At 50.5% G+C, this 25716-nt stretch carries 24 protein-coding genes; 11 read left to right on the forward strand and 13 right to left on the reverse strand.

Annotation, left to right across the window (positions count from 1 at the left end; genetic code table 11):
- Positions 1-17 precede the first annotated feature (17 nt).
- From ACSTTO_RS07470 to ACSTTO_RS07485, 4 genes are all read right to left on the reverse strand, one after another.
- Positions 18-854, reverse strand: a complete 837-nt coding sequence (locus ACSTTO_RS07470; protein WP_439272535.1) for a hypothetical protein — start codon at positions 852-854, stop codon at positions 18-20.
- Positions 855-947: 93 nt separating this feature from the next.
- Positions 948-1205 carry a hypothetical protein gene (locus ACSTTO_RS07475; protein ID WP_439272536.1) on the reverse strand — a complete coding sequence of 86 codons (258 nt, stop codon included), beginning with the start codon at positions 1203-1205 and terminating at the stop codon, positions 948-950.
- Between the two features lie 329 nt (positions 1206-1534).
- Positions 1535-1930, reverse strand: a complete 396-nt coding sequence (locus ACSTTO_RS07480) for a TIGR02301 family protein (RefSeq protein ID WP_439272537.1) — start codon at positions 1928-1930, stop codon at positions 1535-1537.
- 47 nt (positions 1931-1977) lie between these two features.
- A complete protein-coding gene (locus ACSTTO_RS07485; protein ID WP_439272538.1) occupies positions 1978-2403 on the reverse strand; it encodes an NUDIX hydrolase in 426 nt (141 codons plus the stop codon).
- Between the two features lie 90 nt (positions 2404-2493).
- Between ACSTTO_RS07485 and ACSTTO_RS07490 the strand changes: the two genes are divergently transcribed.
- The 6 genes from ACSTTO_RS07490 to rarD all read left to right on the forward strand — a co-directional run bounded on the left by ACSTTO_RS07490 (position 2494) and on the right by rarD (position 9167).
- Complete coding sequence (locus ACSTTO_RS07490) at positions 2494-3282, forward strand: SOS response-associated peptidase (RefSeq protein ID WP_439272837.1); 789 nt, start codon at positions 2494-2496, stop codon at positions 3280-3282.
- Positions 3283-3321: 39 nt separating this feature from the next.
- Positions 3322-3936: a LysE/ArgO family amino acid transporter gene (locus ACSTTO_RS07495; RefSeq protein ID WP_439272539.1), complete on the forward strand. Its 615-nt coding sequence runs from the start codon at positions 3322-3324 to the stop codon at positions 3934-3936.
- A gap of 539 nt (positions 3937-4475) precedes the next feature.
- Positions 4476-5990 carry a cysteine--tRNA ligase gene (cysS, locus tag ACSTTO_RS07500; protein WP_439272540.1) on the forward strand — a complete coding sequence of 505 codons (1515 nt, stop codon included), beginning with the start codon at positions 4476-4478 and terminating at the stop codon, positions 5988-5990.
- A complete protein-coding gene (locus tag ACSTTO_RS07505) occupies positions 5972-6469 on the forward strand; it encodes a GFA family protein (RefSeq protein ID WP_439272541.1) in 498 nt (165 codons plus the stop codon). Before cysS ends, ACSTTO_RS07505 begins: the two co-directional genes overlap by 19 nt.
- Before the next feature lie 25 nt (positions 6470-6494).
- Positions 6495-8108: a citramalate synthase gene (cimA, locus tag ACSTTO_RS07510; protein ID WP_439272542.1), complete on the forward strand. Its 1614-nt coding sequence runs from the start codon at positions 6495-6497 to the stop codon at positions 8106-8108.
- Positions 8109-8228: 120 nt separating this feature from the next.
- Positions 8229-9167 carry an EamA family transporter RarD gene (gene rarD / locus ACSTTO_RS07515; protein ID WP_439272543.1) on the forward strand — a complete coding sequence of 313 codons (939 nt, stop codon included), beginning with the start codon at positions 8229-8231 and terminating at the stop codon, positions 9165-9167.
- An 88-nt stretch (positions 9168-9255) separates the two neighbouring features.
- On the opposite strand, the gene ACSTTO_RS07520 is transcribed toward rarD, so the two are convergent.
- The gene (locus tag ACSTTO_RS07520; protein WP_439272544.1) at positions 9256-9861 is read right to left on the reverse strand and encodes an LOG family protein; all 606 of its coding nucleotides are present in this window, start codon (positions 9859-9861) and stop codon (positions 9256-9258) included.
- A gap of 343 nt (positions 9862-10204) precedes the next feature.
- Between ACSTTO_RS07520 and ACSTTO_RS07525 the strand changes: the two genes are divergently transcribed.
- The 5 genes from ACSTTO_RS07525 to ACSTTO_RS07545 all read left to right on the forward strand — a co-directional run bounded on the left by ACSTTO_RS07525 (position 10205) and on the right by ACSTTO_RS07545 (position 16010).
- Positions 10205-11584: an Ig-like domain-containing protein gene (locus tag ACSTTO_RS07525; RefSeq protein ID WP_439272545.1), complete on the forward strand. Its 1380-nt coding sequence runs from the start codon at positions 10205-10207 to the stop codon at positions 11582-11584.
- A 279-nt stretch (positions 11585-11863) separates the two neighbouring features.
- Entirely contained in the window at positions 11864-13750 is a 1887-nt protein-coding gene (locus ACSTTO_RS07530) for an ABCB family ABC transporter ATP-binding protein/permease (RefSeq protein ID WP_439272546.1), read from the forward strand.
- Between the two features lie 302 nt (positions 13751-14052).
- On the forward strand, positions 14053-14751 hold the full coding sequence (locus ACSTTO_RS07535; RefSeq protein ID WP_439272547.1) for a phosphatidylserine decarboxylase: 699 nt from the start codon (positions 14053-14055) through the stop codon (positions 14749-14751).
- The gene (gene pssA / locus ACSTTO_RS07540; RefSeq protein WP_439272548.1) at positions 14751-15575 is read left to right on the forward strand and encodes a CDP-diacylglycerol--serine O-phosphatidyltransferase; all 825 of its coding nucleotides are present in this window, start codon (positions 14751-14753) and stop codon (positions 15573-15575) included. The genes ACSTTO_RS07535 and pssA overlap by 1 nt, the downstream gene beginning before the upstream one ends.
- A 240-nt stretch (positions 15576-15815) precedes the next feature.
- Positions 15816-16010 (forward strand): hypothetical protein, encoded by a 195-nt coding sequence (locus tag ACSTTO_RS07545; RefSeq protein ID WP_439272549.1) that lies wholly within the window; start codon positions 15816-15818, stop codon positions 16008-16010.
- A 546-nt stretch (positions 16011-16556) separates the two neighbouring features.
- Here the strand turns inward: ACSTTO_RS07545 and ACSTTO_RS07550 are convergent.
- The 8 genes from ACSTTO_RS07550 to ACSTTO_RS07585 all read right to left on the reverse strand — a co-directional run bounded on the left by ACSTTO_RS07550 (position 16557) and on the right by ACSTTO_RS07585 (position 25535).
- On the reverse strand, positions 16557-16991 hold the full coding sequence (locus ACSTTO_RS07550) for a VirK family protein (protein WP_439272550.1): 435 nt from the start codon (positions 16989-16991) through the stop codon (positions 16557-16559).
- A 534-nt stretch (positions 16992-17525) separates the two neighbouring features.
- Positions 17526-17927, reverse strand: a complete 402-nt coding sequence (locus ACSTTO_RS07555; RefSeq protein WP_439272551.1) for a transposase — start codon at positions 17925-17927, stop codon at positions 17526-17528.
- A 165-nt stretch (positions 17928-18092) separates the two neighbouring features.
- Positions 18093-18641 (reverse strand): AAA family ATPase, encoded by a 549-nt coding sequence (locus ACSTTO_RS07560; RefSeq protein WP_439272552.1) that lies wholly within the window; start codon positions 18639-18641, stop codon positions 18093-18095.
- Between the two features lie 351 nt (positions 18642-18992).
- On the reverse strand, positions 18993-19733 hold the full coding sequence (locus ACSTTO_RS07565) for an SDR family NAD(P)-dependent oxidoreductase (protein WP_439272553.1): 741 nt from the start codon (positions 19731-19733) through the stop codon (positions 18993-18995).
- A gap of 185 nt (positions 19734-19918) precedes the next feature.
- Positions 19919-21493 carry an amidophosphoribosyltransferase gene (gene purF, locus ACSTTO_RS07570; RefSeq protein ID WP_439272838.1) on the reverse strand — a complete coding sequence of 525 codons (1575 nt, stop codon included), beginning with the start codon at positions 21491-21493 and terminating at the stop codon, positions 19919-19921.
- A 180-nt stretch (positions 21494-21673) separates the two neighbouring features.
- Positions 21674-22237 (reverse strand): CvpA family protein, encoded by a 564-nt coding sequence (locus ACSTTO_RS07575; protein ID WP_439272554.1) that lies wholly within the window; start codon positions 22235-22237, stop codon positions 21674-21676.
- 346 nt (positions 22238-22583) lie between these two features.
- A complete protein-coding gene (gene radA, locus ACSTTO_RS07580) occupies positions 22584-23984 on the reverse strand; it encodes a DNA repair protein RadA (protein ID WP_439272555.1) in 1401 nt (466 codons plus the stop codon).
- Between the two features lie 45 nt (positions 23985-24029).
- On the reverse strand, positions 24030-25535 hold the full coding sequence (locus tag ACSTTO_RS07585; protein ID WP_439272556.1) for a replicative DNA helicase: 1506 nt from the start codon (positions 25533-25535) through the stop codon (positions 24030-24032).
- Between the last annotated feature and the right edge of the window lie 181 nt (positions 25536-25716).

Genomic DNA, 25716 nt, shown 5'->3' on the forward strand with positions numbered 1-25716 from the left:
TTTATTGTGGTCATTTTTTAGTCGCCGGCCACGAAAAACTTCCACGAGCCATCGGGAGTAATGCCGATGCGGTAGAAAATATAGGCGCCGACGCCTTTCATTTCCTCAAAATCACCGGCGGTGATAATCTGATAAAGCTCAACCATTTGCCGGTCATCCAGCTTGTCCAGCGGATAGGCAAAGAAATATGGCCAGACATACACTTCATTTGGTGTGCCGGCATCAAGATGCACATAGCCGGATTCCAGAAGGTCAACAAGAATAGCCAGCAATTCCTGCCCGTTACTGTCACCGGACAGGCTTTTTAAATAATCCAGCGGTGTGCCGTCATATTCACCAAGCGAGAGCAGAGGCCCTGTCTCACCGCCGTCGCCGAGCAGTGGTTTCAGCGCGTCAATCTTGCCGGATTTGGCAATTTCGAGAATTTTCTTGCGCGTATCCTGCACGGGCTGCGGCAGTTTTGAATAATCATAAAACACTTGCGGAACTGCGCCATCGGCAGAAATATGCGGACGGGTGATATCGCGCTGAACATCCTCATTTTGCTGCGCAGCGCCGGCCTCCGGCGCAGGTTTGAAACTTTCTGTCGGCACCTGCCGGATCGGGCCCGGCAATGGCACCAGTGCCGGATTGGCATTGCTGTCATCATTGCCTGCCGGCACTTCGCTTAAAGCAAGGATTTGCGGGGCGGATATTTGCGGGGCATTGGCGCGCATATCTGCATAGGCGGGCGCAGTGGCAGATGTTACAATTGCTGTAAAAGCCGCTGCAAAAGCTGGCCGGCTGAAAAAAGATGCGCTTAAGGCGCTGCTTGAAGCCGGCACGCCTGCCTTGCGGGAGAAAAAAAGCAACATCGGAAACTCCGGAGCCTGAAATTGAAACCTGCAAATAGCAGTTTTTCCGCACATTATGCTAAATACGGCATCTGGTGCCTAATATGCCGCAGCTTACTGTAAAATACGGTTTGGCAAAAACTCGCCGGCAACAATCCGGTCACGCAGCTTGTCGAGCAGGCTCAGCGCCGCATCCTCGTCACTGCTGCGCAGCAATTCTGTCAGTGCATTGGTAAAAGCGGCTTCCGCAAGAATTTCCGGTTCAATACCTTCTGAAATTCCGTCTGCCCATGCCTCATGCTGATACTCAATCGCTGCCTGTTTTTTCTCATGGGCGATGAGTTCATCAAGATCTGTCGGAATATGATTCATAAAATATCACCTTGGCTACAGGCCGCTTTTTACTTTCAGAACATTTCCGGCAAAGCTGCGGGGCAGTTTTGTATCAGATAATGCAATAACACTCATACACAGAGCGGTTGCAATATTTCTGTTTTAACCGGAACTGCTCCAGACAGAAGACGGGCAGAACATGGAATATTGGACTGACACGGCATCATTCAGGGTAAAACGGCCATTTCAAGGCCGCTTCTTACACTATCATAGCCCGCATCACCATCAATAATTTAATCTCTTGTTAACAGATTGCGAGAGTTTTTGAATGATTGATTGTGGTTTTATTGCAATGAATGAATCTTTGGTTAATTGCCATAATGGGAAATCAGCTCAGCCGAGAGTTGCTCGCCCTGAATTTTAAACCGCTCAATTGCTTTCAGCGCCTGAGATGTGCATTGGTTGTAATTATCCGCATAGGCACGGTAACTGTTATTAAAACCGGAAACCAGATTCTTGCGCCGGTTGGCATCAACTTTTTCAGTGGTGAGCAGCATAGTCATCGCATCACGCCACTGGCTGGTTTTATCGCCGCAGAGATTGCTCAGATAATGCAGGGAGCCCAGTGTTTCTGCCAGAAGGATCATTTTGCTTTCATAGGGCGGGCCGCTGATCTCCTGTACCTGTGTCTGCGCTTGTGCCGCCGCTGTGCCAAGGCCTGCCCAAAACACCACAGGCAGCAGTTTTGCAAAAAATCCGGTCATTCCCGCGCTCCGCATCTGAAACATAAATGTGCAATAATCCGGCAGTTTCAAGTTTCTTCCTGCAAAATACGGCGGGCAAAAGCCAGCGTGCTGGCCGTGACAGTGTGATGGAGCATATCTTCAACAGAGAGCCAGTGCAGCGATACGGCATCATCGCCGGCCTGTTCCTTGCCGCTCAGATCAAAAGCGCGGAAAATACTGAGATTGTAAACCTTGCCATATAGCCCTTCTTTGGAGAGGTCGATCGTCTCGACAAGCCGCAAAGAGGCGCAATGCAGGCCGGTTTCTTCCAGCAATTCGCGCCGTGCCGCTTGTTCTGCCTGTTCACCGCGCTCAACGCTGCCCCCCGGAAATGCAAGCGAACCCTTGAGCGGCTCCTTGCCTCGCCTGACAAGCAAAAAGCGATTTTCCCGGCGGCAGATCAGGGAAACACCATGAGCGATAACGGGATGGAGAGAGGCTGGCTGTGACATAAATTGAGTGGTAGAAACTTGCCGGCTGATTTGCAAGCCTTGTTTGTCAGACGCCTTGACCTTTACGCTAAAAAACGCGACACGGAAAAGATGTGTGGACGTTTTGCATTATTGGCAACAATTGATGAGGTGGAGGCGCATTTTGGCGTGATCGTCGATGCGGCTTTTCCGCCGCGTTATAATATTTCGCCCACGCAGCCGGTTATGATCGTTATGGCGGGGGAAACACCGGCGCCCGGCAGCAACCGGCCAGAGCGCCTTGCCATGCTGGTGCGCTGGGGCTTTGTGCCTTCCTGGACAAAAGATCCGCTGAATTTTCCGCTGATGATCAATGCACGCTCTGAAACAGCGCATGAGAAACCCTCTTTCCGCACGGCTATGGAACACCGGCGCAGCCTTTTGCCGGCCTCCGGCTTTTATGAATGGCGCAAAGCGGGCAATGGCCGCAAACAGGCTTACTGGATCAGACCGCGCAATGGCGGCATGGTTGCCTTTGGCGCATTGATGGAAACATGGGTGAGCGGTGACGGCTCGCAAATGGATACGGCAGCCATTCTGACAACGGCATCCAATGCTGCCTTGTCACATATTCATGCGCGCCTGCCGCTGGTAATCCGGCCTGAGGATTATCAGCAATGGCTGGATTGTAAACGCAATCGTGCAAAGGATGTGCGGCATTTGCTCAAGCCTGTGCAGGACGATTTTTTTGAAGCAATTCCCGTATCGGATAAAATCAATAATGCTCGTTATTTCGGCGCGGATGTTCATGAGCGGGCAGAGGAATTACCGTTGCAACCGGTTAAAGATGCCGCACAGGCCGGAAAAGCCGCAAGCAGAAAGAAAGCGGATGACAATGATGATCAACTCTGTATGTTTTGAGCAAAATTATCGAAAAACATAAAAAGAATCAGGTTCATTATGGGAGCAGCCGCAGTTTCGGGTTTTTTGCTTGGCTTATCGCTTATTGTCGCCATTGGTGCGCAAAATGCGTATATTTTAAGACAGGGGCTGTTGCGCAGGCATGTTTTCATCCTCTGCCTGATTTGCGCGCTGTCGGATGCCGTGCTGATTGCAGCCGGTGTTGCCGGACTTGGCACATTGATTGCACAGTCGCCATCCTTAATTGTTCTTGTAACTGTTGCCGGTGCGGCTTTTTTGCTTTGGTATGGGTTTTCTGCCTTTCGCCGCGCCATGCATCCGGATGGTCTGAAGGCAGACGGCTCCGGTGCAGTGAGCCTTAAGGCGGCGGTTGCAACCTGTCTGGCGCTCACTTTTCTCAATCCGCATGTTTATCTTGATACGGTTGTGCTTCTTGGCAGCCTGTCTGCCCGTTTTGACGGGCAGGCGCGCCTTGCCTATGGCGCCGGTGCGGCGCTGGCTTCTTTCCTGTGGTTTTTCACCCTTGGTTATGGTGCCAGATTATTGCAACCGTTTTTTGCCAAACCTTTTGCCTGGCGTGTGCTTGATTGCCTGATCGGCATTATCATGTGGATGATCGCCCTGAGCCTGCTTGGCCGTTTGCTGTGGCCGTAGAGCTTGCTGCGGCATATAGGAAGTATGCCTGTTCTGGCAGGCGCTGCGTTTGCGCATTGCCATAAGGGCGGCAACAAGTGCTGCCGGGCCGATTGCTCCGTATTGGCCGGTCAGCTGGTCTTTGGGAGCCGGCTGGTTCTTTGGGGGCAAATGGTCTTTTGAGTATGTGTGATATGTCTGTGCCATAATGTTTCCTTCCCTGTGCTGAGCTTTTATTCTCCGCATAAATTGGGACTGAAGCATGGCTGCACAATGCATAAATCAGGGAATTGTTGGGGCATATATATTCTGCTTGTAATGTGACAGAAGATAAAAATATGCAGCCGCTCTCTTGACGTGAGGCAGGATCAGGGAGATAAGTGTGCGCATGAAAACATCATTCGCAACCATCATTTGTATTATTGCGATTATTATTCGCTAGCAGATTGCTGGCTCGGATGTTTTCGTCTTCCCTTTACTTTTGAAGCAGACAGATGCACCGGCCAGCAGGCTGCGCAAATATTGTCTGTTTTTTAGAGCCATAGCTAAAGGGAAGCCAGATGTCTGCCACGCCATTGCGTTTATATAATACGCTGACCCGCAGGAAAGAGGATTTTGTTCCGATTGATCCTGACCATGTGCGCATGTATGTCTGCGGCCCCACAGTTTATGATTTTGCCCATATCGGCAATGCGCGTCCGGTAATTGTGTTTGACGTGCTGTTTCGTCTTCTGCGCCATATTTATGGTGAGGCGCATGTTACCTATGCGCGCAATCTCACCGATGTTGACGATAAGATCAATGCCCGCGCTATGCGTGATTATCCTGATCTGCCGCTCAATGAGGCAATCCGCAAAGTCACCGAGAGCACCAATGCGCAATTTCAAAGCGATGTGAAGGCGCTGGGTAATCTTGAACCTTCAACCCAGCCGCGCGCAACTGAACATTTGCAGGAAATGCGCCAGCTGATCGAGCGGCTGATTGAGCGCGGCCATGCCTATGTGGCTGATGATCACGTGTTGTTTGCTGTTAAAACCATGAATGGTGAACATGGCCCCCGTTATGGTGCGCTTGCCCGCCGCTCACTGGATGAGATGATTGCCGGTGCGCGTGTGGATGTGGCTTCTTACAAGCGCGATGAAATGGATTTTGTGCTGTGGAAACCATCAAAAGATAATGAGCCGGGCTGGCCGTCGCCGGCCGGTATTGCGGTTCACGGCCGCCCGGGTTGGCATATTGAATGCTCGGCCATGTCAATGGCCAAATTACTGGAGCCGTTTGGCGGCGGGCTTAAATGTGAAGATCCGCTGAAGAATATGTTTGATATTCATGGCGGTGGTATTGATCTGGTCTTTCCGCATCATGAAAACGAGATTGCCCAGTCATGCTGCGCTTTTGGCACTGACCGCATGGCCAATATCTGGATGCATAATGGTTTTCTGCAGGTCGAAGGGCAGAAAATGTCCAAATCGCTGGGTAATTTCATCACGATTGATGATGTGCTGAAAACGGACTTGCCGCAATTATCCGCCACAGATGCGCCGGAAGATTTCCGCCGCCATTGGATTGGTCTGGCGGTGCGCTTTTCTATGTTGCAAACCCATTACCGCGAGCCGGTTAACTGGACACAGCAGCGTTTGGGTGAATCGGCTGAGGAGCTGGCAAAATGGTATCAGCTCATATCCGCGCAGCCGGCGAAGCCGGATGCCGGCAAGGCCGCGGTTTTTGCAAAATTGCTGGCTGATGATCTCAACAGCTGGGCTGCAATCACGCAATTGCGCAAGGCCTGTAAGCAGGGTGATGTGGCGGCGCTGGTATCCGGCCTTGATCTGCTTGGTCTTTATAATGCGCAACTGCTTGACGAGGCCGCAGCTTATTTGTTCGGCACACCGGCGGATATTGATACCGCGGCAATCGAGCAACAGATTGCTGAGCGCCTTGCCTTTATCAATGCAAAGAACTGGGCAGAGGCTGATCGTATTCGTGACTTATTATTGGCGCAGAATATTCAGCTCAAGGATGGAAAGGATCCGGCTTCGGGAGAGCGGGTTACAACATGGCAGATAAAACGCTGAATGAAGAACAGGTGCAAAGCGGCGGATGCCAATGCGGCGCTGTACGCTTTCGGGTGAGAGGGGCATTAGGCAAGGCTTCTGTTTGTCATTGCCGCATGTGCCAGAAAGCTTATGGCAATTATTTTGCGCCGCTGGTCTCCGTAAAAAAAGGCACATTGGAATGGACGCGCGGAACGCGCAAATTATTTCGCTCTTCCAACCATGTTGAACGCGGTTTTTGTGCCGGTTGCGGCACACCGCTGACCTATGAGGCAATGGGCGGCATGGCCTTGTCTATTGCCGCTTTTGATCATCCGCAAAACATTGTTCCGGTTTTGCAATGGGGGATGCAATATAAATTGCCCTATCTGGCGCAACTTGATGCCTTGCCGGTTGATCAGGCCGATAGCGAGCCTGAAAATATAGAGTTTTTGCGCACAATGGTGTCTTTTCAGCACCCTGATCACGATACGGAAAACTGGCCGCTGCCGCAGAAATAAATACGGATATGGAGGAAGAACAACAATGAAAAAAGAGCGTATCTATATTTATGATACCACCTTGCGCGATGGTCAGCAGACCCCGGGGATTGATTTTTCCGTAGCCGACAAGAAAGCCATTGCAGCGATGCTGGATGATTTTGGTATGGATTATATCGAGGGTGGTTATCCGGGTGCCAATCCCACAGATACGGCTTTTTTTCAGCGTAAACATACGGCACGCGCAAAATTTGCCGCTTTTGGCATGACAAAACGCCCCGGTGTTTCCACTTCCAATGATCCGGGCATGTCAGTGCTGCTGCAGGCGTCAAGCGACGTGGTGACCTATGTTGCCAAAAGCTGGGATTATCATGTGCATCTGGCATTGGGGTGCACTGAGCAGGATAATCTTGAATCAATCACGTCTTCTGTTACCGCTGCCCGTATGGCGGGCAAAGAATGCATAGTTGATTGTGAACATTTTTTTGACGGATTCAAGGCCAATCCGGATTTTGCGCTGGCTTGTGCCAGGGCAGCCTATAGCGCGGGCGCGCGCTGGGTGGTGCTGTGTGATACCAATGGCGGCACGCAACCGGCCGAGGTGGGCGCTATTATTCGTGCGGTCAAGGCTGTGGTGCCGGGGGAATGTCTGGGTATTCATGCTCATAATGATACGGAGCAGGCTGTTGCCGTGTCGCTTGCGGCTATTGATGCCGGTGTGCGGCAGGTGCAGGGCACGCTTAACGGCATTGGCGAGCGTTGCGGCAATGCCAATCTTGTCACCCTGATCCCGACCCTGATGCTCAAACCTTACTGGTCGGAGCGGTTTGAGCTTGGTATTTCCATGGATGCGCTGGCAGGGATTACAAGATTATCGCGTACTTTTGACGATATTCTCAACCGCGCGCCCGATGATCAGGCGGCTTTTACCGGCAGTTCCGCTTTTGCAACCAAGGCAGGTATTCATGCTTCCGCTTTGTTGAAAGAGCCGAAAACCTATGAACATGTGCCGCCGGAAACGGTGGGCAATCATCGCCGTGTTATGGTATCTGATCAGGGAGGCAAATCCAATTTTATCGCAGAGCTTAAAAAGCGCGGTATCGAGGTTGCCAAAGATGACCGGCATCTCGATACTTTGATTGCGCTGGTTAAGGAGCGTGAGGCGCAGGGCTATGCCTATGAGAGCGCCGATGCGAGTTTTGAACTATTGGCGCGCCAGCAATTGGGAACTGTGCCGCAATTTTTCCGTGTTGAGGCCTTTCGCTGTATGGTTGAGCGCCGCTATGACAGCAATGGCCGCCTGAAAACGGTTTCAGAGGCGATTGTCAAAATTATTATTGACGGCGAGGAACACTTGTCGGTGGCGGAAGGCCACGGCCCTGTTAATGCGCTTGATCTTGCATTGCGCAAGGATCTGGGGCGCTATCAGGAAGAACTGGCTGATCTGGAACTGGTGGATTTTAAGGTCCGCATTCTCAATGGCGGTACAGAGGCAATCACCCGCGTGCTGATTGAGTCGCATGATGCAAGCGGCCGGCGCTGGCGCACGGTCGGCGTGTCAGATAATATTATTGATGCGTCCTTTCAGGCATTGATGGATTCTGTGGTCTATAAGCTGATGAAAAACCGTGAATTGGCGGGGCATATTGCAGCAGAATAGAATTTGTCGTTTGCGGTCATGCGGAAACGGGAGTACCGCTTGTTACTGACATGATTATAAAAAACGGCTCCCGCTTTTTTTTGAAAAAAGCCGAGACCGGAAATCTGAGGATGAGCAATAATGAGTGACCGGTCTCAAACGGGGAAGCCGGAGGCGATGCGCGGATTTATGTTTGCGCTGTTTGCCTATTTGTTCTGGGGGTTGTTTCCATTTTATATGAAGGCGGTTGCGCATATTCCGGTTGTGGAAGTGCTGGCCCATCGCGTTCTCTGGTCCTTGCCGGTTGCCGCAATTATTTTGCTGTTTATGGGGCGCACCAGAGATATCAGCGCTGCATTGCGCAATCCGCATACATTGCTGATGGCTTGCCTCACGGCCTCGTTGATTACGGTTAACTGGGGCGTTTATGTCTGGGCGATTTTTAATGATCATGCGCTGGATGCAGCACTTGGCTATTATATCAATCCGCTGGTTAATGTGCTGCTTGGCGCTGTCTTTCTCAAAGAGCGGCTGACAAAGGCGCAATTGCTGGCTGTGTTTCTGGCGGCTGCCGCTGTGGTGCTGCTCACGGTGGAGCAGGGCGGTTTGCCCTGGGTTTCCATTGTGCTGCCGCTATCCTTCGGCTTTTATGGCTTTTTCCGCAAATCGCTGCCAATCGGCCCTTCGCAGGGTTTCATGCTGGAGGTGATTATTCTGTTTATCCCTGCTTGTGCCTATGCCATCTGGCTTTATTGGCACGGGCAGGATCATTTTGTGGCCGGCACCTCTGCGGATATCATGTTGCTGATGCTGGCAGGGGTGGTCACGGCAGTGCCGTTGATTATGTATGCAACAGGGGCAAAATTGCTGCGCTATACCACGCTGGGGCTGATGCAGTATATTACGCCGACCATGCTGTTCCTGATTGCGGTTTTTGCCTTCAGGGAGCCGTTTAACATGATACAGCTCTATGCTTTTGGTCTGATTTGGGCCGGTTTGATTATCTATACCGGCTCTATCCTTAAAGAAGGGCGCGCAGAGAAGAATATCAGCGTCAAGGCTGAAGCTTCATCAATGTAATGCGCGGATCAAATAATAGAGTGATAATTTAAAACATAAAAACCGCCGGCATTACCGGCGGTTTTTATATATCGTCATTTAAAAATATTTACATACGGGTGATGATGGATTCATCGCCGGCGGCATCACCATTGGCCGCCGTTTCAAGAATATAGGGCAGAATATCTTCCACATGGTCAATCATTTTTGGCTGTACGCGGTGGCCGCTATGGATAAAACCTTCTGCGCGCATATGATCGAGCATGGCAATCATCGGCTGCCAGAACTGATTAATATTGGCAAAAACCATTGGTTTTTTATGATGCCCGAGCTGTGCCCAGGTCATCATTTCCACGATTTCCTCTACCGAGCCAATGCCGCCGGGCAGTGTAACAAAAGCATCCGAACGTTCAAACATCAGCTGTTTGCGCTGATGCATATTTTCAGTGATGATTTGCTCATCCAGAAAGTCGTTTTTCTTGCCATCGGCTTCTTTGTCGAGAAGGAAAGTCGGAATAATGCCGGTGACCTTGCCGCCTGCTTTATAGACACCTTCTGCAACTGCACCCATTATTCCTTTTGTACCACCGCCATAAACAAGGCGAAGGTTATTTTCTGCAATGGCACGGCCAAGCGCCAGCCCTGCCTGCCGGTAAACCGGATTGTTGCCGGTTGAAGAACCGCAATAAACACATATGGATCGAATCTTGCTCATAATTGTTTTTTCGCGCTTCAGGCAATTGTCGTCAAGCGTATATCAACATGCAGCAAGCTATAATTCGCTTTCTCGTTCTGCTTTTTGCGGCTATGATGGAAAACAGAGCTTTTTCTTGGTAACTTTATGAAAATAATCGATAATTTTTAACATATCGCATATTTATAAAAAATATGGCAAATGGCGATTGCGGCTTTCTTTTGCCTGTTGAGTGTTCTTCTTGCTGTTATAATAAAAAAAAGATAATTCTTGTTACATGCCTGCCTGTAAGGGCGATTTTTAAAGCAGGCATAACATGTTATAAAGGTTTTTTAAGGTCAGGGTAAAAGGGAACATACCCGATATGAACAATAGTCGTTACGCATTTGCCGGTTTTGCTGCCATTATTATTGCCGGCGGCCTGTTTGCCTATTACAGCCAGACAGCGCAAAAACCGCAGCCTCAGCCGCAAGCACCGGTACAAAACACAGAACCTGCAGCGGATAAACCCGCACAGGGCGCTGCGCAAACGGCTATAAAAACCAAGAATGAGGCACAGCCTTCTGCGGGACAGCAGCCTGCACCTGCCAATACCGGCCAAGAGCCTGCGGGCGCGCAACAAGAGCCTGCTGGCACACAGCAGGAGCCTGAGGGCGCGCAAAAGGCAGAGGTTACCGTGCCGGTTTTTGATGTTTTGCGCCTTGAGGGGGATGGCTCTCTAGTTGTTGCCGGTAAGGCCTCTCCCGGTGCTGAGGTTGATGTAATTTCCAAAACCCGTGTGCTGGGTTCGGCAAAGGCTGGTGAAAATGGCGATTTTGCCATTGTTCTCGATCAGGTATTAAAGGCAGGTGATTATCAGCTGGTGTTGCGTGCCACGGGCGAGGATAATTCCGTTGCCACATCGCAGCAAACGGCAATTTTATCGGTGCCGGAAAAGCCGGATGGCCAGCTGTTGGCACTGGTGGAAGAGCCGGGGCAGGCCAGCCGTATGATTACTCTGCCCCATGCCGCTAAAGCGGGCGCAATGTCTCATACCGCTAAAGCGGGTACAATGCCCGATGCCGCTAAAGCGGATACTATGCCGCAGGATAAGGAGCCGCAAGCTGATAATAACGGCAATGCTGCCGCAGTTTTGCCGCCTGCATCCGCACAGGGCGGTGCAACATCAGCACATGTTCAGGATAATGTGAGCATTGCTGTTGAGGCAGTGGAGATTGAAGGCAACAAGGTTTTTGTCGCAGGCCATGCCCGCGGCGGGCAATCTGTTAATGTTTATGCCAATGAGACTCAGCTTGGCACCTCACTTGTTACAGCAGAGGGGCGTTATCTGGTGCAGAGTCAGCAGCCGCTGGCGGTGGGCGATTATATTATTCGTGCGGAATTGCTGGGTGAGGGCGGCAAGGTGCTGGCTACAGCGCGTGTTCCGTTCCGCCGCGAGCAGGGTGATAATATTGCAGCTGTTGCCCCTGCAATTGGCGGGCAGGCAGAATTACAGGCCGGTAACAGCAAAGAGGGCGCGGCGGCGCAGCCGCTGGAAAAGGCCGATGGCTCGGTTATCATCCGCAAGGGGGATAATCTCTGGACAATTTCCAAACGCACTTATGGCAGCGGCTTGCGCTATACCACAATTTATCTGGCAAACAGGGATCAGATAAAAAATCCGGATCTTATCTGGCCCGGGCAGGTTTTTGTTATGCCAAAACAACCGCTTAGCGATCAGGATGTTAAACAGAGACTCCGCTGAACAGAGCGGATCGCACAATAAAGTCTGGCGCAATTATCAAGCCTGTAACGGATGAAAAAATTTTGAGCTTGCAGAGGAGGCTTTTTGTCATCCTCACAATATTGTGTGACTGTTTTATGCATATTAGGCGCAAGGTCATGGTAAGACGCCATATCCGGCCTTAATGGCGCATGATATGAGAACAGTCAGACAAAGAGTTTCAGCTGGATTAATTAAAGCGGATGGCTCTGGCAAAATAAAGGCGGCGACTGACAGATCGCCTGTGCGTTAAAGAGAATTATGAGAAAACAGAAAACAGTCTCGGCAGAATCCGGTCAGACCCTGAAAACACTGGCAAAATTGTGGCCGTATATGTGGCCGGCAGAGCGCCATGATTTGAAAATGCGGGTTGTCTGGGCCACTTTTTATCTGGTGATTGCCAAATTTGTGCTGATGCTGGTGCCTTATTTTTTTAAATGGGCAACAAATGCGCTGGATGGATCTTTTAAACCTGACGACTGGGTGCCGCAAATATTTGTCGGCAGCCTGATGCTGGTCGTGGCCTATAATCTGGCACGCATTGTTCAGGCCGGGCTTAACCAGTTGCGTGATGCGCTGTTTGCCAGTGTCGGCCAGTATGCGGTGCGTCAGCTGGCCTATCGCACATTTGTGCATATGCACAAATTATCTTTGCGTTTTCACCTGGAGCGGCGCACCGGCGGCTTGTCCCGTGTGATTGAGCGCGGGGTAAAAGGCATTGAAACCATTGTGCGTTTTACCATTCTCAGCTCTGTGCCGACCTTGCTGGAATTTGCCCTCACGGCTGCGATTTTCTGGTTTGTTTACGGCATAAGCTATTTGATTGTGGTGGCGGTAACCGTCTGGCTTTATATGTGGTTTACAGTCAAGGCCAGCGACTGGCGCATCAATATCCGCCGCGAGATGAATGAATCCGATACAGATGCCAATACCAAGGCGATCGACTCGCTGCTCAATTTTGAGACGGTAAAATATTTTGGCAATGAAGCGATGGAGGCCGAGCGTTATGACCGCTCCATGGCGCGTTATGAGAAGGCCGCAACCCAGACATGGACATCGCTTGGCTGGCTGAATTTCGGGCAGGCGGTGATCTTTGGCGCCGGCATGATGATTTTGATGGTGATGTCTGCCCGCGAGGTACAGGCCGGCACCCATACGCTTGGCGATTTTGTTTTTATCAATGCGCTGTTGATGCAATTATCGCTGCCGCTGAATATGATTGGCTTTATTTATCGTGAAATTCGTCAGGGTCTTACCGATATTGAGCAGATGTTTGATCTTCTGGAGGTGGAGGAAGAGGTAAAGGATAAGCCGGATGCACCGGCCTTGGCCGTTTCCCAAGGGGCAATCCGTTTCAATAATGTCAGCTTTGCCTATGATCCGTCCCGCCCGATCCTGCGTAATATCAGCTTTGAGGTGCCTTCCGGCAAAACAATTGCCATTGTGGGGCCTTCGGGAGCCGGCAAATCAACCATATCCCGTTTGCTTTACCGGTTTTATGATGTGCAGCAAGGCTCTGTAACCATTGACGGGCAGGATATTCGTGATGTGACGCAGGAGAGCCTGCGCCGCGCTATTGGCATGGTGCCGCAGGATACGGTGCTGTTTAATGATACAATCTGCTACAATATTCGCTATGGCCGTCCGGATGCCACAGAAAAAGAAGTGGAGCAGGCTGCAAAACTGGCGCAGATTGACCGTTTTATTCAGCTGTTGCCTGAAGGCTATCAATCGATGGTTGGTGAGCGTGGCCTTAAGCTTTCCGGCGGGGAAAAGCAGCGCGTAGCCATTGCCCGCACCATTCTGAAAGCGCCGCCTATCCTTATTCTTGATGAGGCGACATCGGCACTGGATACGGCAACGGAGCAGGATATTCAGCAATCGCTGGATATGGTCAGCCGCGATCGTACAACGCTGGTTATCGCGCATCGCCTGTCTACGGTAATCGGCGCTGATGAGATTATTGTGTTGAAAGACGGGCAGATTGCCGAGCGTGGCACCCATCGCGCATTATTGCTGGAGGGCGGCCTTTATGCTTCAATGTGGGATCGTCAGCGCGAGGCTGACGAGGCAGAAGCACGCCTGCGTCAGGTTCGTGAAAATGATGAATTGGGCGTGGTTACCCGCGGTGCGCCGGCAGGAGAATAGAGGGTTCAGCCTGCACATATAACAGGATATATGACAGGGTGGTTCTTATCCTTTATGCTGCAGGCTGTATCTGGCCGGTAAAAACAGCTGCCGGCGATAAAAACGGTTGCCCGCGATAAAAACGGCTGGCAATGAGAGCATAGCATCATTTTCCGTAAAAAATGACATGCTTTCATGCTGATCTTCTGTCTGCTTTTTGTCAGGAACAGATGAAATATTGTTTTTTTGTGATGTTGATTGCGCTTAATCATTTTAAACGCGGTTATTTTGCGTTATTGAAACGGAAAATCTGAGGAAAACCGATGAGCTTGTCCGATACTATTCGCAATACTTTTGTCCCTATCCATCAGGAAGGCTACCTGTTTATTGCAGGTTTTTTTGTGGCCTCGCTGTTGCTGGGCTGGTTATGGGCGCCATTGTTCTGGCTGGGGATGGTTTTGACCATCTGGTGCGTTTATTTTTATCGTGATCCCCGGCGTATCACGCCGCTGGATGATAATCTGGTCATCAGTTCGGCCGATGGCAAGGTCTCATCGGTCGGTATGAGTATTCCGCCGGCTGAGCTTGATCTTGGCACTGATCCGATGTTGCGCATCTGTGTGTTTATGAATGTGTTTTCAGTGCATATCAACCGCGCGCCGGTACGTGGCAAAATCACCACGATCATGCATCGCCCGGGAAAATTTCTGAATGCAGAGCTGGATAAGGCCAGCACAGAAAATGAGCGTAACAGCCTGTTGCTCGACAGCACCCATGGCACCGTGGCTGTGGTGCAGATTGCAGGTCTTGTGGCGCGCCGTATTGTGTGCTGGTCAAAGGCCGGTGATGATCTTTCAACGGGTGAGCGTTTTGGCCTGATCCGCTTTGGTTCACGCGTTGATATTTATCTGCCCAAAGGCTTTGCCGCCCGCGTTGCCGTGGGGCAGACAGCTGTTGCCGGTGAAACTGTTCTGGCTGTTTATGATGAAGCGGCAAATGCGCCGACCGTGCGGATTTCCTGATGCTTGAGGCTCCGTTTCCGCCACTTGATCCCAATGGCAATACAGAAGGGCGCGGTCCGCGTCTTTCTGAAATTCCTATGCGGATTATTATTCCCAACCTTATCACGGTTCTTGCCATTTGTGCCGGATTAAGCGGCATCCGGCTTGCAGTGGAGCACCGTTTTGAGCAGGCGGTTGCCATGGTGCTGCTTGCTGCATTTCTCGACGGGATTGACGGGCGTGTGGCGCGTCTTTTGAAAGGCTCATCCAAATTCGGCGCGCAGATGGATTCCCTTGCCGATATTGTTAATTTTGGCGTGGCGCCGGCATTGGTTCTTTATTTATACATGCTTGATCAGGCCGGATCGTTTGGCTGGATTGCGGCGCTGATTTATACAATTGCCTGCTGCTTGCGTCTGGCGCGTTTTAATGTGATGCTGGAAGATCCAAACCGGCCTGCATGGCAGGGTAATTATTTTGTTGGCGTTCCGGCACCTGCCGGTGCAATGCTGGTTTTACTGCCGGTCTATTCCGGTTTTCTCGGCGTGGTGCCTGGCAAAATGCTGGCTTATGGCACATCAGTCTTCACAATTGTGATTGCCTTTTTGCTGGTGAGCCGCCTGCCGGTTTATAATGGCAAGACGGCAGGCAGCTTTATCCGCCGTGATTTTGTGGTTCCGCTTATTCTCGGCGTGGTAATTTATGCCGGTTTTCTTATGAGCTTTACATGGCAGACATTAACATTAACAGCACTTGCCTATCTTATTTTCCTGCCTTTCAGTGCCATGGCATGGAAGCGCCGCTCTGTGGCCGAAGAAAATAAAGCTGCTAAAAATCAGCTTTAATCTCTTCAAATTTGTATGATGCGGTCACATTTATGGAGAAAATCAGCATTTTTTGCATAATATCTAATATATTCATAAGTAAAATTATGTGTTATGTAGTTATGCTTTATTCTAAGATGTAATTGTGGCGTGTTGAAATCAATTATTTATAAGGAGTAAGAATGTTAAATATTTAATTTTTCTCAATACCTTATAATGAACAAGCAGACACAATTAAAAATATTACAACAGGGGCGAGGCTTGGCTGCTATGGCGGTTGTTGCCTTTCATCTTTTCTTATTGCATGGCAATTCCCGCTATTTAAATGATGCCGTTTTTTTAAATTTCACACATCGCGGCAATTTAGGTGTAGATTTTTTCTTTGTTTTATCTGTGTGGCTGATCATCGGAGGATTTATTTTCAATATGCCGATGAGGGATCAAGGTCACCTTTAACAACGTATTTTTCGCTCGCGCCGCAGGCTGTGTACTGTCTTGTATTTGTTTTAACCATTATTTGCGGCTGCCTTGTTTATATATTTGTTGAGCGGCCATTATTGCAATATGGCAGAAAAATGGTTGCTAATAACAACCCTAAGCTTTCTTATCCAAAATGAATTGAGTGATTTCAGTCCGCTTTGTTTCAATCGGATTATTTGGAATTGATGGAGATCAAAAGGGTTTGAACTGAAATCAGCCGGCGACGACATGCGCGAAATGTTCTAGGCTAGACAAATGACATGGCAAAAGCAGGAATAGTATCTTGCTTTTGCTACTTCTGCCATCCTTCAAGCGGATTGGCTATCCGCGCCAAAAGAATATTCAAAAAGTGGTCAGTGCGCTTTATATATTGGGTCGACGGGCAGTCAGTGACAATTTCTGCTCAAGGAGTTTCCGCTGTTCTCTGCTGTACAAAAATACTTCTATCGGTGACGCTACGAAAAAAACATTGCATGCGGCCAATAATACGCTTGTGATGGCTGCACAGGTTCAGGTATTTCACTAAGGCTTTATTTCAATGCCTTCCCCGAGACGACACGCAAAAATCATAGAAGGTGATAATTGCTTGTAGGTCACTGGAGATAACCTGTTCACCGTTACGGTTGCTTCTTCGTTTGATTTAACTCTGTATTGAGTAAACTCAAGTACAGGAGTGCCATCTGGCATTATTGTAAAATGTTTATTTGCATAGGCAATATAAGACTTAGGGCTCGGCAAAATCATAAAATCAGAAATCTTATTACCCCCAGTAGGATTTATTTTCAGCGTTGTTTTTCCTGATTTAATTTTGCACTTACCTATATGTAAGATAGAGACAAGTGGCTCACCTGATGACAGCCGCTGGATTATTTTATCATAGCGTGGCGTGGCAAGAGCATAATTTGCCGTAACAAGAAGCAAGGTTGCAACTAAGGTAGGCTTAATTATATTGTTCATTGTAAATACTCTCTCTTTATGGTGAGAGCATTCTTTTCATAATGATTTGAATTGCTATTCCAATATATAGGTTACTAAAACTGATATTGCACGTTAACGGCTGACATTATTCCGCTTCCTGCTATCGCGTACATATCCAAATTTGCCTTTAAGTTACTGTGAGCTCCGCAGACCTCTTTCCAGTGTGGTCCGGCACGGCCTATCGGTTGAAGAAGAGAGATGCCTGTCTTGAAGAGGGGGGGCTTCGTTTCTGGCGCTTATCACAAGAAGTCAATCAACCTTCAGCCCAGTTCAAACCGGTATTCAAAACGGCCATCTGTCGTTATATTCGCTATAAGCATCTTGCTCGGAAGTCATCTTATCAATAATCCAGCAGATGCCGTTCTCTTTTAACTGGTACATTAAGTAATATATTCGATTGAAAACATCATGATTATATTTAAAATCTTTGCTGCAGTCATCCTTTGAGAGCACGTCTCAAGATTCTAACCTTGCGATACGGCGTGTCATTCTCCTGATCGATGAGATGACCATTCAGGCTTCTGGTGATGCGATCAAGGCTCCCAATTCTTTGCCGGATGGCGGCAAGGGGTGAACCGGACAAAGGTTTGTCCCAAAGGCGCGCCTGGCGCTTTTGATCGTCAGCGCCTCAATAGCGTCACGGCCATCGCCGGTTTTGTGCCAGCATATCCGCCATCGGCAAAGAGTCTCACCATGGTGGGATAGGCTTGGCAATTGCGCCCATTGGCATCCCGTTACTGCGATGTATTGGATTGTGTTCCACAGTTTGCACGGATCATGTTCGCATGGATGGCCGCTTTTACTCATTAGCTGCAAAAGCGGCGCAATGATAACCCATTTATCGTCGGTGCAATCGCTTGTATAGCGCAAACCCTGTCTGGAATAGCTACATCGAACGGTTTCAGTCCAGACCATGGGTCCGAGTGTCTTTGATAATTTCCGGATTAGGCAAGATAGATGAAAAATCCAAAGAACTTCCGAATACTACTTCAAGATTAATGTTTTAAATGGGTGCAACATCCATGATTTTTTACTCTTTCTTTGTTTGATGAGTTTAAATATCATTTGCAATGTTTCTTATTATTTAATGTTTTTAATATTGCCAAGCACAAAATCAGCGCGGGTTTGCACATCACTTTTGGGCAGTTCCAGCAGGCAAAAGCCATAGTTCTGGTAAACCTCCGTCATTGCATAAAAAGTGCGCTCAGCCTCATCTGCCGATTGCTTTCGTTCTTCATCCTGCCGGTAAATCTCCGGCCAGTGTGGCGCGATAAAGACAGTTTTATTATAGGCATATTGGCGGATAGCCTGTTGCACATGGTCAGGAACCGGCAGCCCTGACAGTGTGAGATAGCCTGCAATATCGGCCATGCCGCGATCAAAAAAATAGGGTTTTTCCGAAGAAGTTTCAGTGGCCAATAAATGCGAGCGCATCTCCCATGTCAGCATCATCTCCGCAAAGAGTTGCGGGTTAAGCCAGGGCAAAGCCTTGCCGCCGATTTTTACCTGATCCTGAATAATATACCGGCCGGCTTCCTGGCTATGGTTGCAGCCGCGTGCCCTGAGGGCATTGAGAAGCGTGGTTTTTCCGGAGCCGGGGCCGCCGGTGAGAATATAAAAATGATCCATCACAGATCCTTCTGTTTCATAAAAATTGAGATTTATGATCGTTCAGGGAGGGGAAATGCGGCGGGATAAAAAAGAACCGTGCTTTGCTGCAGGCGAATAAACGAAGCCGCGGGGAAAAATAAATGCTGAAAATGCTTTGACAGGAAAATGCTTTTAAAAAACCGGCAACAGGGCAATTGTTTTTTACAGAAGTGATGCAAATGCCCTGATTTAAATATTTTAGCCCTGATTTTAACATTTACGCATGATAGGCAGGCAAAAACACTTTGCAATCTTATCTTGCTATCATTGCAGAGTAAACATCCTGCCGCAAAATATAATCCGGCCGGATGTTTTTTAAAAAACCTGTAATCAGTCCGGCAGATGATATTTCAAAAACCGGTTTTGGCGCACATCATAAAGCTGGCCGGTAATGGTCAGGGCAGGGTCTGCCAGCCTGACAATTTTAGCAGCAACATCTGCCGGATGGGGCAGGGTTTCCGGATCTTCGCCGGGCATGGCTTTGGCGCGCATCGCCGTGCGTGTGGCGCCCGGATTAACAGAATTAATGCGCAGCGGCATCTGGCGGGTTTCCTCCGCCCAGGAGCGTGCCAGCACCTCCAGCGCGGCTTTGGAGGCGGCATAAGGCCCCCAGAACGCGCGGGCAGTATGGGCAACACCCGATGACATGAGAATGGCACGCCCCGCATCCGAAAGGCGCAGCAGCGGATCAACCGAGCGGATCAGCCGCCAGATACTGGTGAGATTGGTGCTGATGACATTTTCAAACACTTTGGCTTCCACATGGCCAAGCGGTGAAATTGTGCCGAGCACGCCGGCATTGGCAACCAGAATATCCAGCTTGCCCCAGCGGTCATTGATGGAAGAGCCGAGCCGGTCAAGGGCTGGCATATCATTGAGATCAAGCGGCACAAGGGTGGCTTTATTTCCCATGGCCTGAATTTCATCATCCAGCTCTTCAAGCCCGCCAACAGTGCGGGCAACAGCAATTACATGTGCGCCGCGTTTTGCCAGTTCCAGCGCCAGAAAATAGCCGATGCCGCGTGATGCGCCGGTAACCAGTGCTGTGCGTCCGGTCAGGTCAAAGCTCATTGAATTTCACCCGTCTCAATCTTTGATGATGAAAAGTGTCCGGCAGCTGTGTTGCAGCCGCTCCGGCCTGCTACAGCCGCCTTATGTGAGACTAGAGCGGTTTGCCTGTCTTTTGAACTGCTTAAACCGCTTTTGCCTTTTTCATATTGTCGCATACACACCGGCTCTAAGCCAGTGCGCGGCCATCAGCCATTGCTGGAGAGCAGAGCGAAATTGTGAATATTGGATAATTCTTCCCGGTCAACAAGGCGGGTCGGATAATCACCGGTGAAATAGTGATCGGTAAATTGCGGGGCTTTGGGGTTGCGTTTCTCGCCGCCTACAGCCTCATAAAGCCCGTCAATGGAGAGAAACTCCAGTGAATCCGCTCCGATATAACCACACATAGCCTGAAGATCAGGATATTGATTGGCCAGAAGCTTATCAGCATCGGGCGTATCAATACCGTAAAAATCCGGATGATGGATCATTGGCGAGGCAACGCGTATATGCACTTCTTTCGCGCCTGCATCACGGATCATGCGCACAATTTTCATGGATGTGGTGCCGCGCACAATAGAATCATCCACCAGCACAATGCGCTTACCCTCAATGATGGCGCGGTTTGCTGAATGTTTCAGCTTCACGCCGAATGCGCGGATTTGCTGTGTCGGTTCAATAAAGGTGCGGCCGACATAATGATTGCGGATAATACCAAGCTCAAACGGAATGCCGCTGGCCTGTGCATAGCCAATGGCCGCCGGTGTGCCGCCATCAGGAACCGGCACAACCACATCAGCCTCAACCGGCGCTTCCTTTGCCAGATTGATACCCATATTTTTGCGGGCGCTATAAACATTGCGGCCGCCGACAACCGAGTCAGGACGGGCAAAATAAACATATTCAAACAGGCAGAGGCGCTCAGGCTTAGGTTTTGATGCCTTGATGGATGTGGTGGTGATAGAGCCATCAGCCTGTATTTCGCAGATGATGACCTCGCCATTTTCCACATCGCGGATATATTTGGCACCAATAATATCCAGTGCGCATGTTTCTGAACAGAAAATCGGCTTGCCATCAAGCTCACCCATCACCAGCGGGCGGATGCCAACCGGATCACGCGCGGCAATCAGCTTGGTGCGTGTAATGGCGAGAATGGCATAGCCGCCCTCAACCTGACGAATGGCATCCACAAAACGGTCGCTTGAAGAGGCAAGGCGCGAGCGGGCAATGAGATGCAGCACCACTTCGGAATCGGACGTGGACTGGCAGATCGCACCGGATGCAATAAGATGGCGGCGCAGGCTCAAACCATTGGTGAAATTACCGTTATGCGCAATGGCAATCCCCCCCACCTCCAGCTCGGCAAACAGCGGCTGCACATTGCGCAGCGCGGTTTCACCCGTGGTGGAATAGCGCACATGGCCGATAGAAAGATTGCCCGGCAACTGCTTCAGCGTGGCGGGATTGGTAAAATGATCGCCAACCAGCCCCATATGACGTTCTGAATAAAACCGCCCGTCATGAAAGGAAACAATACCGGCAGCCTCCTGCCCGCGATGCTGCAGGGCATGCAGGCCAAGGGCGGTCAGTGTGGCGGCATCCTCATGGCCGAGAATACCGAAAATACCGCATTCTTCATGCAGGGCATCTTCATCAATAGAAAAGGAGAGGGAATTATGAAGTGGTTCCGTGCCACCGTTCTTTGCACGCTCATCAGAGCGGATCATTTGAAAATGATCGGATGAAGACGAGGCGTTTTCACCGGAATGACTGGTCATAGCCGCAGGGCCTTTCGATTGCAGAGCAACAAAAATGCTCTCTATCATAGGAGCCCTTTTGCTGCATAGTCCAAAATCACCGATTTTTGCCGTTTCCGGCTCTGGTAAGTTCATATAATCAGCAAACCCGCCGCAGTTTGTGTGCGACGGGTTTTTAAATTTTGCCCGGTTTTCGTGTTGTTAATTGGCTGGCTGTGTCGGCGCTTCATTTTCCGGAACATCCTGTCCGGCTTTATGGGCTTTAATCCGGTCGATAATAGCACTTTCAGGATCTTCCGGCAGCATATCCACCAATTGCTGGCCAAGCGAATCCAGCATCGGCTTGGATTTGGCATTGGTGATCCAGCCTGGCTGATCGGTTGTTACCAGCCAGTTGAAAAACAGCATGGCAACCACCACCAGCAGCACACCGCGCGCCGCGCCAAAGATAAAACCAAGTGTGCGGTCAAGCGCACCAATGCGGCTGTCTATAATGAAATCGGCAATTTTCATGGTAATGATTGAAACAACAATCAGCGTGACCAGAAAAACCGAACCGGCAGCAGCAATACTCAAAATGGTTTCATTGCTGATATAAGGTTGCAGATAGGGTGTGACAGGCTTGTAGAAAAAATAGGCCGCAAGCGCCGCGGCTGCCCAGGAGGCAACCGAGAGCACTTCGCGTGAAAATCCGCGTACCATGGCCAGAATTGCCGATACAAGCGTTACCCCGATAAGAATTCCGTCAAGCAATGTAATCGGCATACTGCCTTTATCCTCTGTGTCGCTATGTCCGTGCGGACAAATTATTCCATGCAGTTTATGAGAAGACCGATTGTTTATGAAGGATTATCTTCAAACCATTCTATAATATCTGCCGCTTTTGCGACAGGGAAGGTCTCTCAGTTGTGAAAAAATAATCCGGATTTGTTTCACAGATCACTCATTGCCGGAATATTGGCAATACAAACTGTGTTTGCTGTTGCAATAAAAACGGCTTTTCCGCCGGTCTGATAACATAGCGCATTTTTCAGTCAAGCCGCATCGGTATGATAAATGTTATAATATGGGCGGATAAAATACGGGATGATGTAAACAGCCGGTTTGCTCCTTAACCTTTTGAGCGTGAAAGCCCGGTGCCGGAAGCGGCAATACGCGCTACCAGATCGGGCAGGGAGGCGGTTTCAGTCAGCCTAAAATTACGCGGCCTTGAAAGCTCTCCGCCGCCGGCAGGTACAACCGCCTGCCTGAAGCCGAGCTTCTCAGCCTCCTTGATGCGCTGCACCGCATGGGCAACGGCACGCACCGCACCTGACAGGCTGACCTCGCCGAAATAGACGCTATCGGCTGGCAGCGCAATGCCGGCAATGGAAGAGACGAGTGCTGCGGCAACAGCCATATCCGCCGCCGGTTCAGAAATGCGATAACCGCCAGCCACATTGAGATACACATCATGCTGCCCGAAGCGCACCCCGCAATGGGCTTCCAGCACGGCAAGCGTCATGGAAAGGCGGCTATTATCCCAGCCCACCACCGCACGGCGCGGTGTGCCGAGCGTGGAAGGGGCAACAAGTGCCTGAATTTCCACCAGAACAGGGCGCGTGCCCTCCATGCCGGCAAAAACCGCGGCACCGGGTGCTTTCTCATTGCGCTCGCCGAGAAAAAGCTCAGACGGATTGGAAACCTCCCGCAGGCCTTTATCCGACATTTCAAACACGCCGATTTCATCTGTCGGGCCAAAACGGTTTTTAACGGTGCGCAGGATGCGGTAATGATGGCCGCCTTCACCTTCAAAATATAAAACGCCATCCACCATATGTTCAACAACGCGCGGGCCTGCAATCTGCCCTTCTTTGGTGACATGGCCAACCAGCACCACGGCAGCGCCGGTCTGCTTGGCATAGCGGATCATGGCCTGCGCGCCGGCGCGCACCTGCGTAACCGAACCAGGCGCACTGTCGGCCGTATCTGTCCATAATGTCTGGATGGAATCAATAATCACCAGATCAGGGCGCGGCTTGGTATCAATCGTGGCCAGAATATCTTCAACATTGGTTTCTGCAGCCAGTTCCACCGATGTATCAGCAGCCTGCAGGCGTTGCGCCCGCAGGCGGATCTGCGCCACGGCCTCTTCTCCGGATACATAGATGATGCGGCTGCCGCGCCGCGCCAATGCGGCGGCGGCCTGAGTGAGAAGGGTGGATTTGCCAATGCCCGGATCCCCGCCGACCAGCAAGGCGGAACCGCGCACAAAACCGCCGCCGGTCACACGATCCAGCTCGCCAATGCCGGATTGGATGCGTGGCGCATCCTCAATCTCGCCAGAGAGCGTGGTGAGTGCAACAGCACGGCCCTTGCGCATGGCCATCTTGCCGGGTCCGGAGCCGATGCCGCCGGACGTGCCTTCTTCCACAATGGTGTTCCACTCGCCACAACTGTCACATTTTCCTGCCCAGCGTGCATGAACAGCGCCGCAATTCTGGCAGATGAACTGGATACGGTTTTTGGCCAAGTGAAACTCTTTCGCTCATGATTGCAGCCCTGACACAGTCAGGAATTATTCATATTGCTCCGGCAGGTAGGAACTGTCTGCCAGATCGGTGAAACGTGTGAATTCGGATTGGAAGGCAAGTTTGACTGTGCCGGTAGGGCCATGGCGCTGCTTGGCAATAATCACATCTGCCGTGCCCTTGACCTTTTCATAATGCATTTTCCATTCATCATATTTGGGGTCAAACTCATCACGTGGTTCAAGGTTTTTAACGTAATATTCCTCACGAAACACGAAAAGCACCACGTCGGCATCCTGCTCAATGGAGCCCGATTCACGAAGATCGGAGAGCTGCGGGCGTTTGTCATCGCGGCTTTCCACCTGACGGGAGAGCTGAGACAATGCAATGATCGGCACATTGAGCTCTTTGCCCAGCGCCTTAAGGCCCGTGGTGATTTCAGTAATTTCCTGCACGCGGTTTTGTGATGAGGTTTTGGAAGAGCCGGTCATCAGCTGCACATAGTCGATCACCAGACAGTCAAGCCCCCGTTGCCGCTTGAGGCGGCGGGCGCGCGCTGCAAGCTGGGCAATGGAAATACCACCGGTCTGGTCAATATAAAGCGGAATGCGCTGCATGGTCTGGGTGCAGGCAATCAGTTTTTCAAAATCGGTCTCTGAAATATCACCGCGGCGGATTTTGGAGGAGGAAACCTCCGTCTGTTCAGAAATAATACGGGTGGCCAGCTGTTCAGCCGACATTTCCAGCGAGAAAAACCCAACCACACCGCCATTGACGGCTTTCATAGAGCCGTCAGCCTGCTGCTCGCCCTGATAGGCCGCAGCAATATTGAACGCAATATTGGTGGCAAGGGAGGTTTTACCCATACCCGGACGACCGGCCAGAATAATCAAATCGGAAGATTGCAAACCGCCCATTTTGGCATCCAGCGAGTGAATGCCCGTGGAAATACCGGAAAGATGCCCCTCCCGCTGAAAAGCCACGCCAGCCAGATCAATCGCGGTTTTTACCGCTTCATTAAAGGGCTGGAAGCCGCCGTCATAACGGCCGGTTTCCGCCAGTTCAAACAGGCGGCGCTCGGCATCCTCAATCTGTTCACGCGGGGCAAGATCCACCGGTGCATCATAGGCAGCATTGACCATCTCCTCGCCAATGCCGATCAGCGCACGACGTGTGGCCAGATCATAAATGGCGCGGCCATAATCTTCAGCATTGATAACGGTCACCGCCTCTGCGGCAAGGCGCACCACATATTGAAACACCGTCATATCGCCGACTTTGTCATCTGCCGGTAAAAAGGTTTTCATTGTTACGGGATTGGCCATTTTGCCCACACGGATAAGCTCCGAGGCCAGTTCATAAATACGGCGGTGTAACGGATCGTAAAAATGCGGCGGCTTCAGAAAATCCGAAACGCGGTAGAACGCATCATTATTGATCAGGATCGCGCCCAGCAGCGCCTGTTCTGCTTCGATATTATTCGGGGCTTCGCGGTACAGCGTATTTTGAGTGTCCCGTGTATCGTCCAGTTTGTGAACAGCTGCATCTGCCATAAAAAATCTCAAACCTTTATCCGCAGCATTGCGGAATTATCAGGAAGCCGTGTTTCTCTTGCCAAAAAAACCGCCCCCATCAATTATTGCGCCACAATATAAGGCAAATAACAGCCGGAGCCGGCATAAAGCCCGCCGGAATGTTGGTTGCGGATTCTGATCTTGTAACTCTACTCAATCT

The organism is Pseudochrobactrum albidum, from assembly GCF_051851455.1.
Classification (GTDB): Bacteria; Pseudomonadota; Alphaproteobacteria; order Rhizobiales; family Rhizobiaceae; genus Pseudochrobactrum.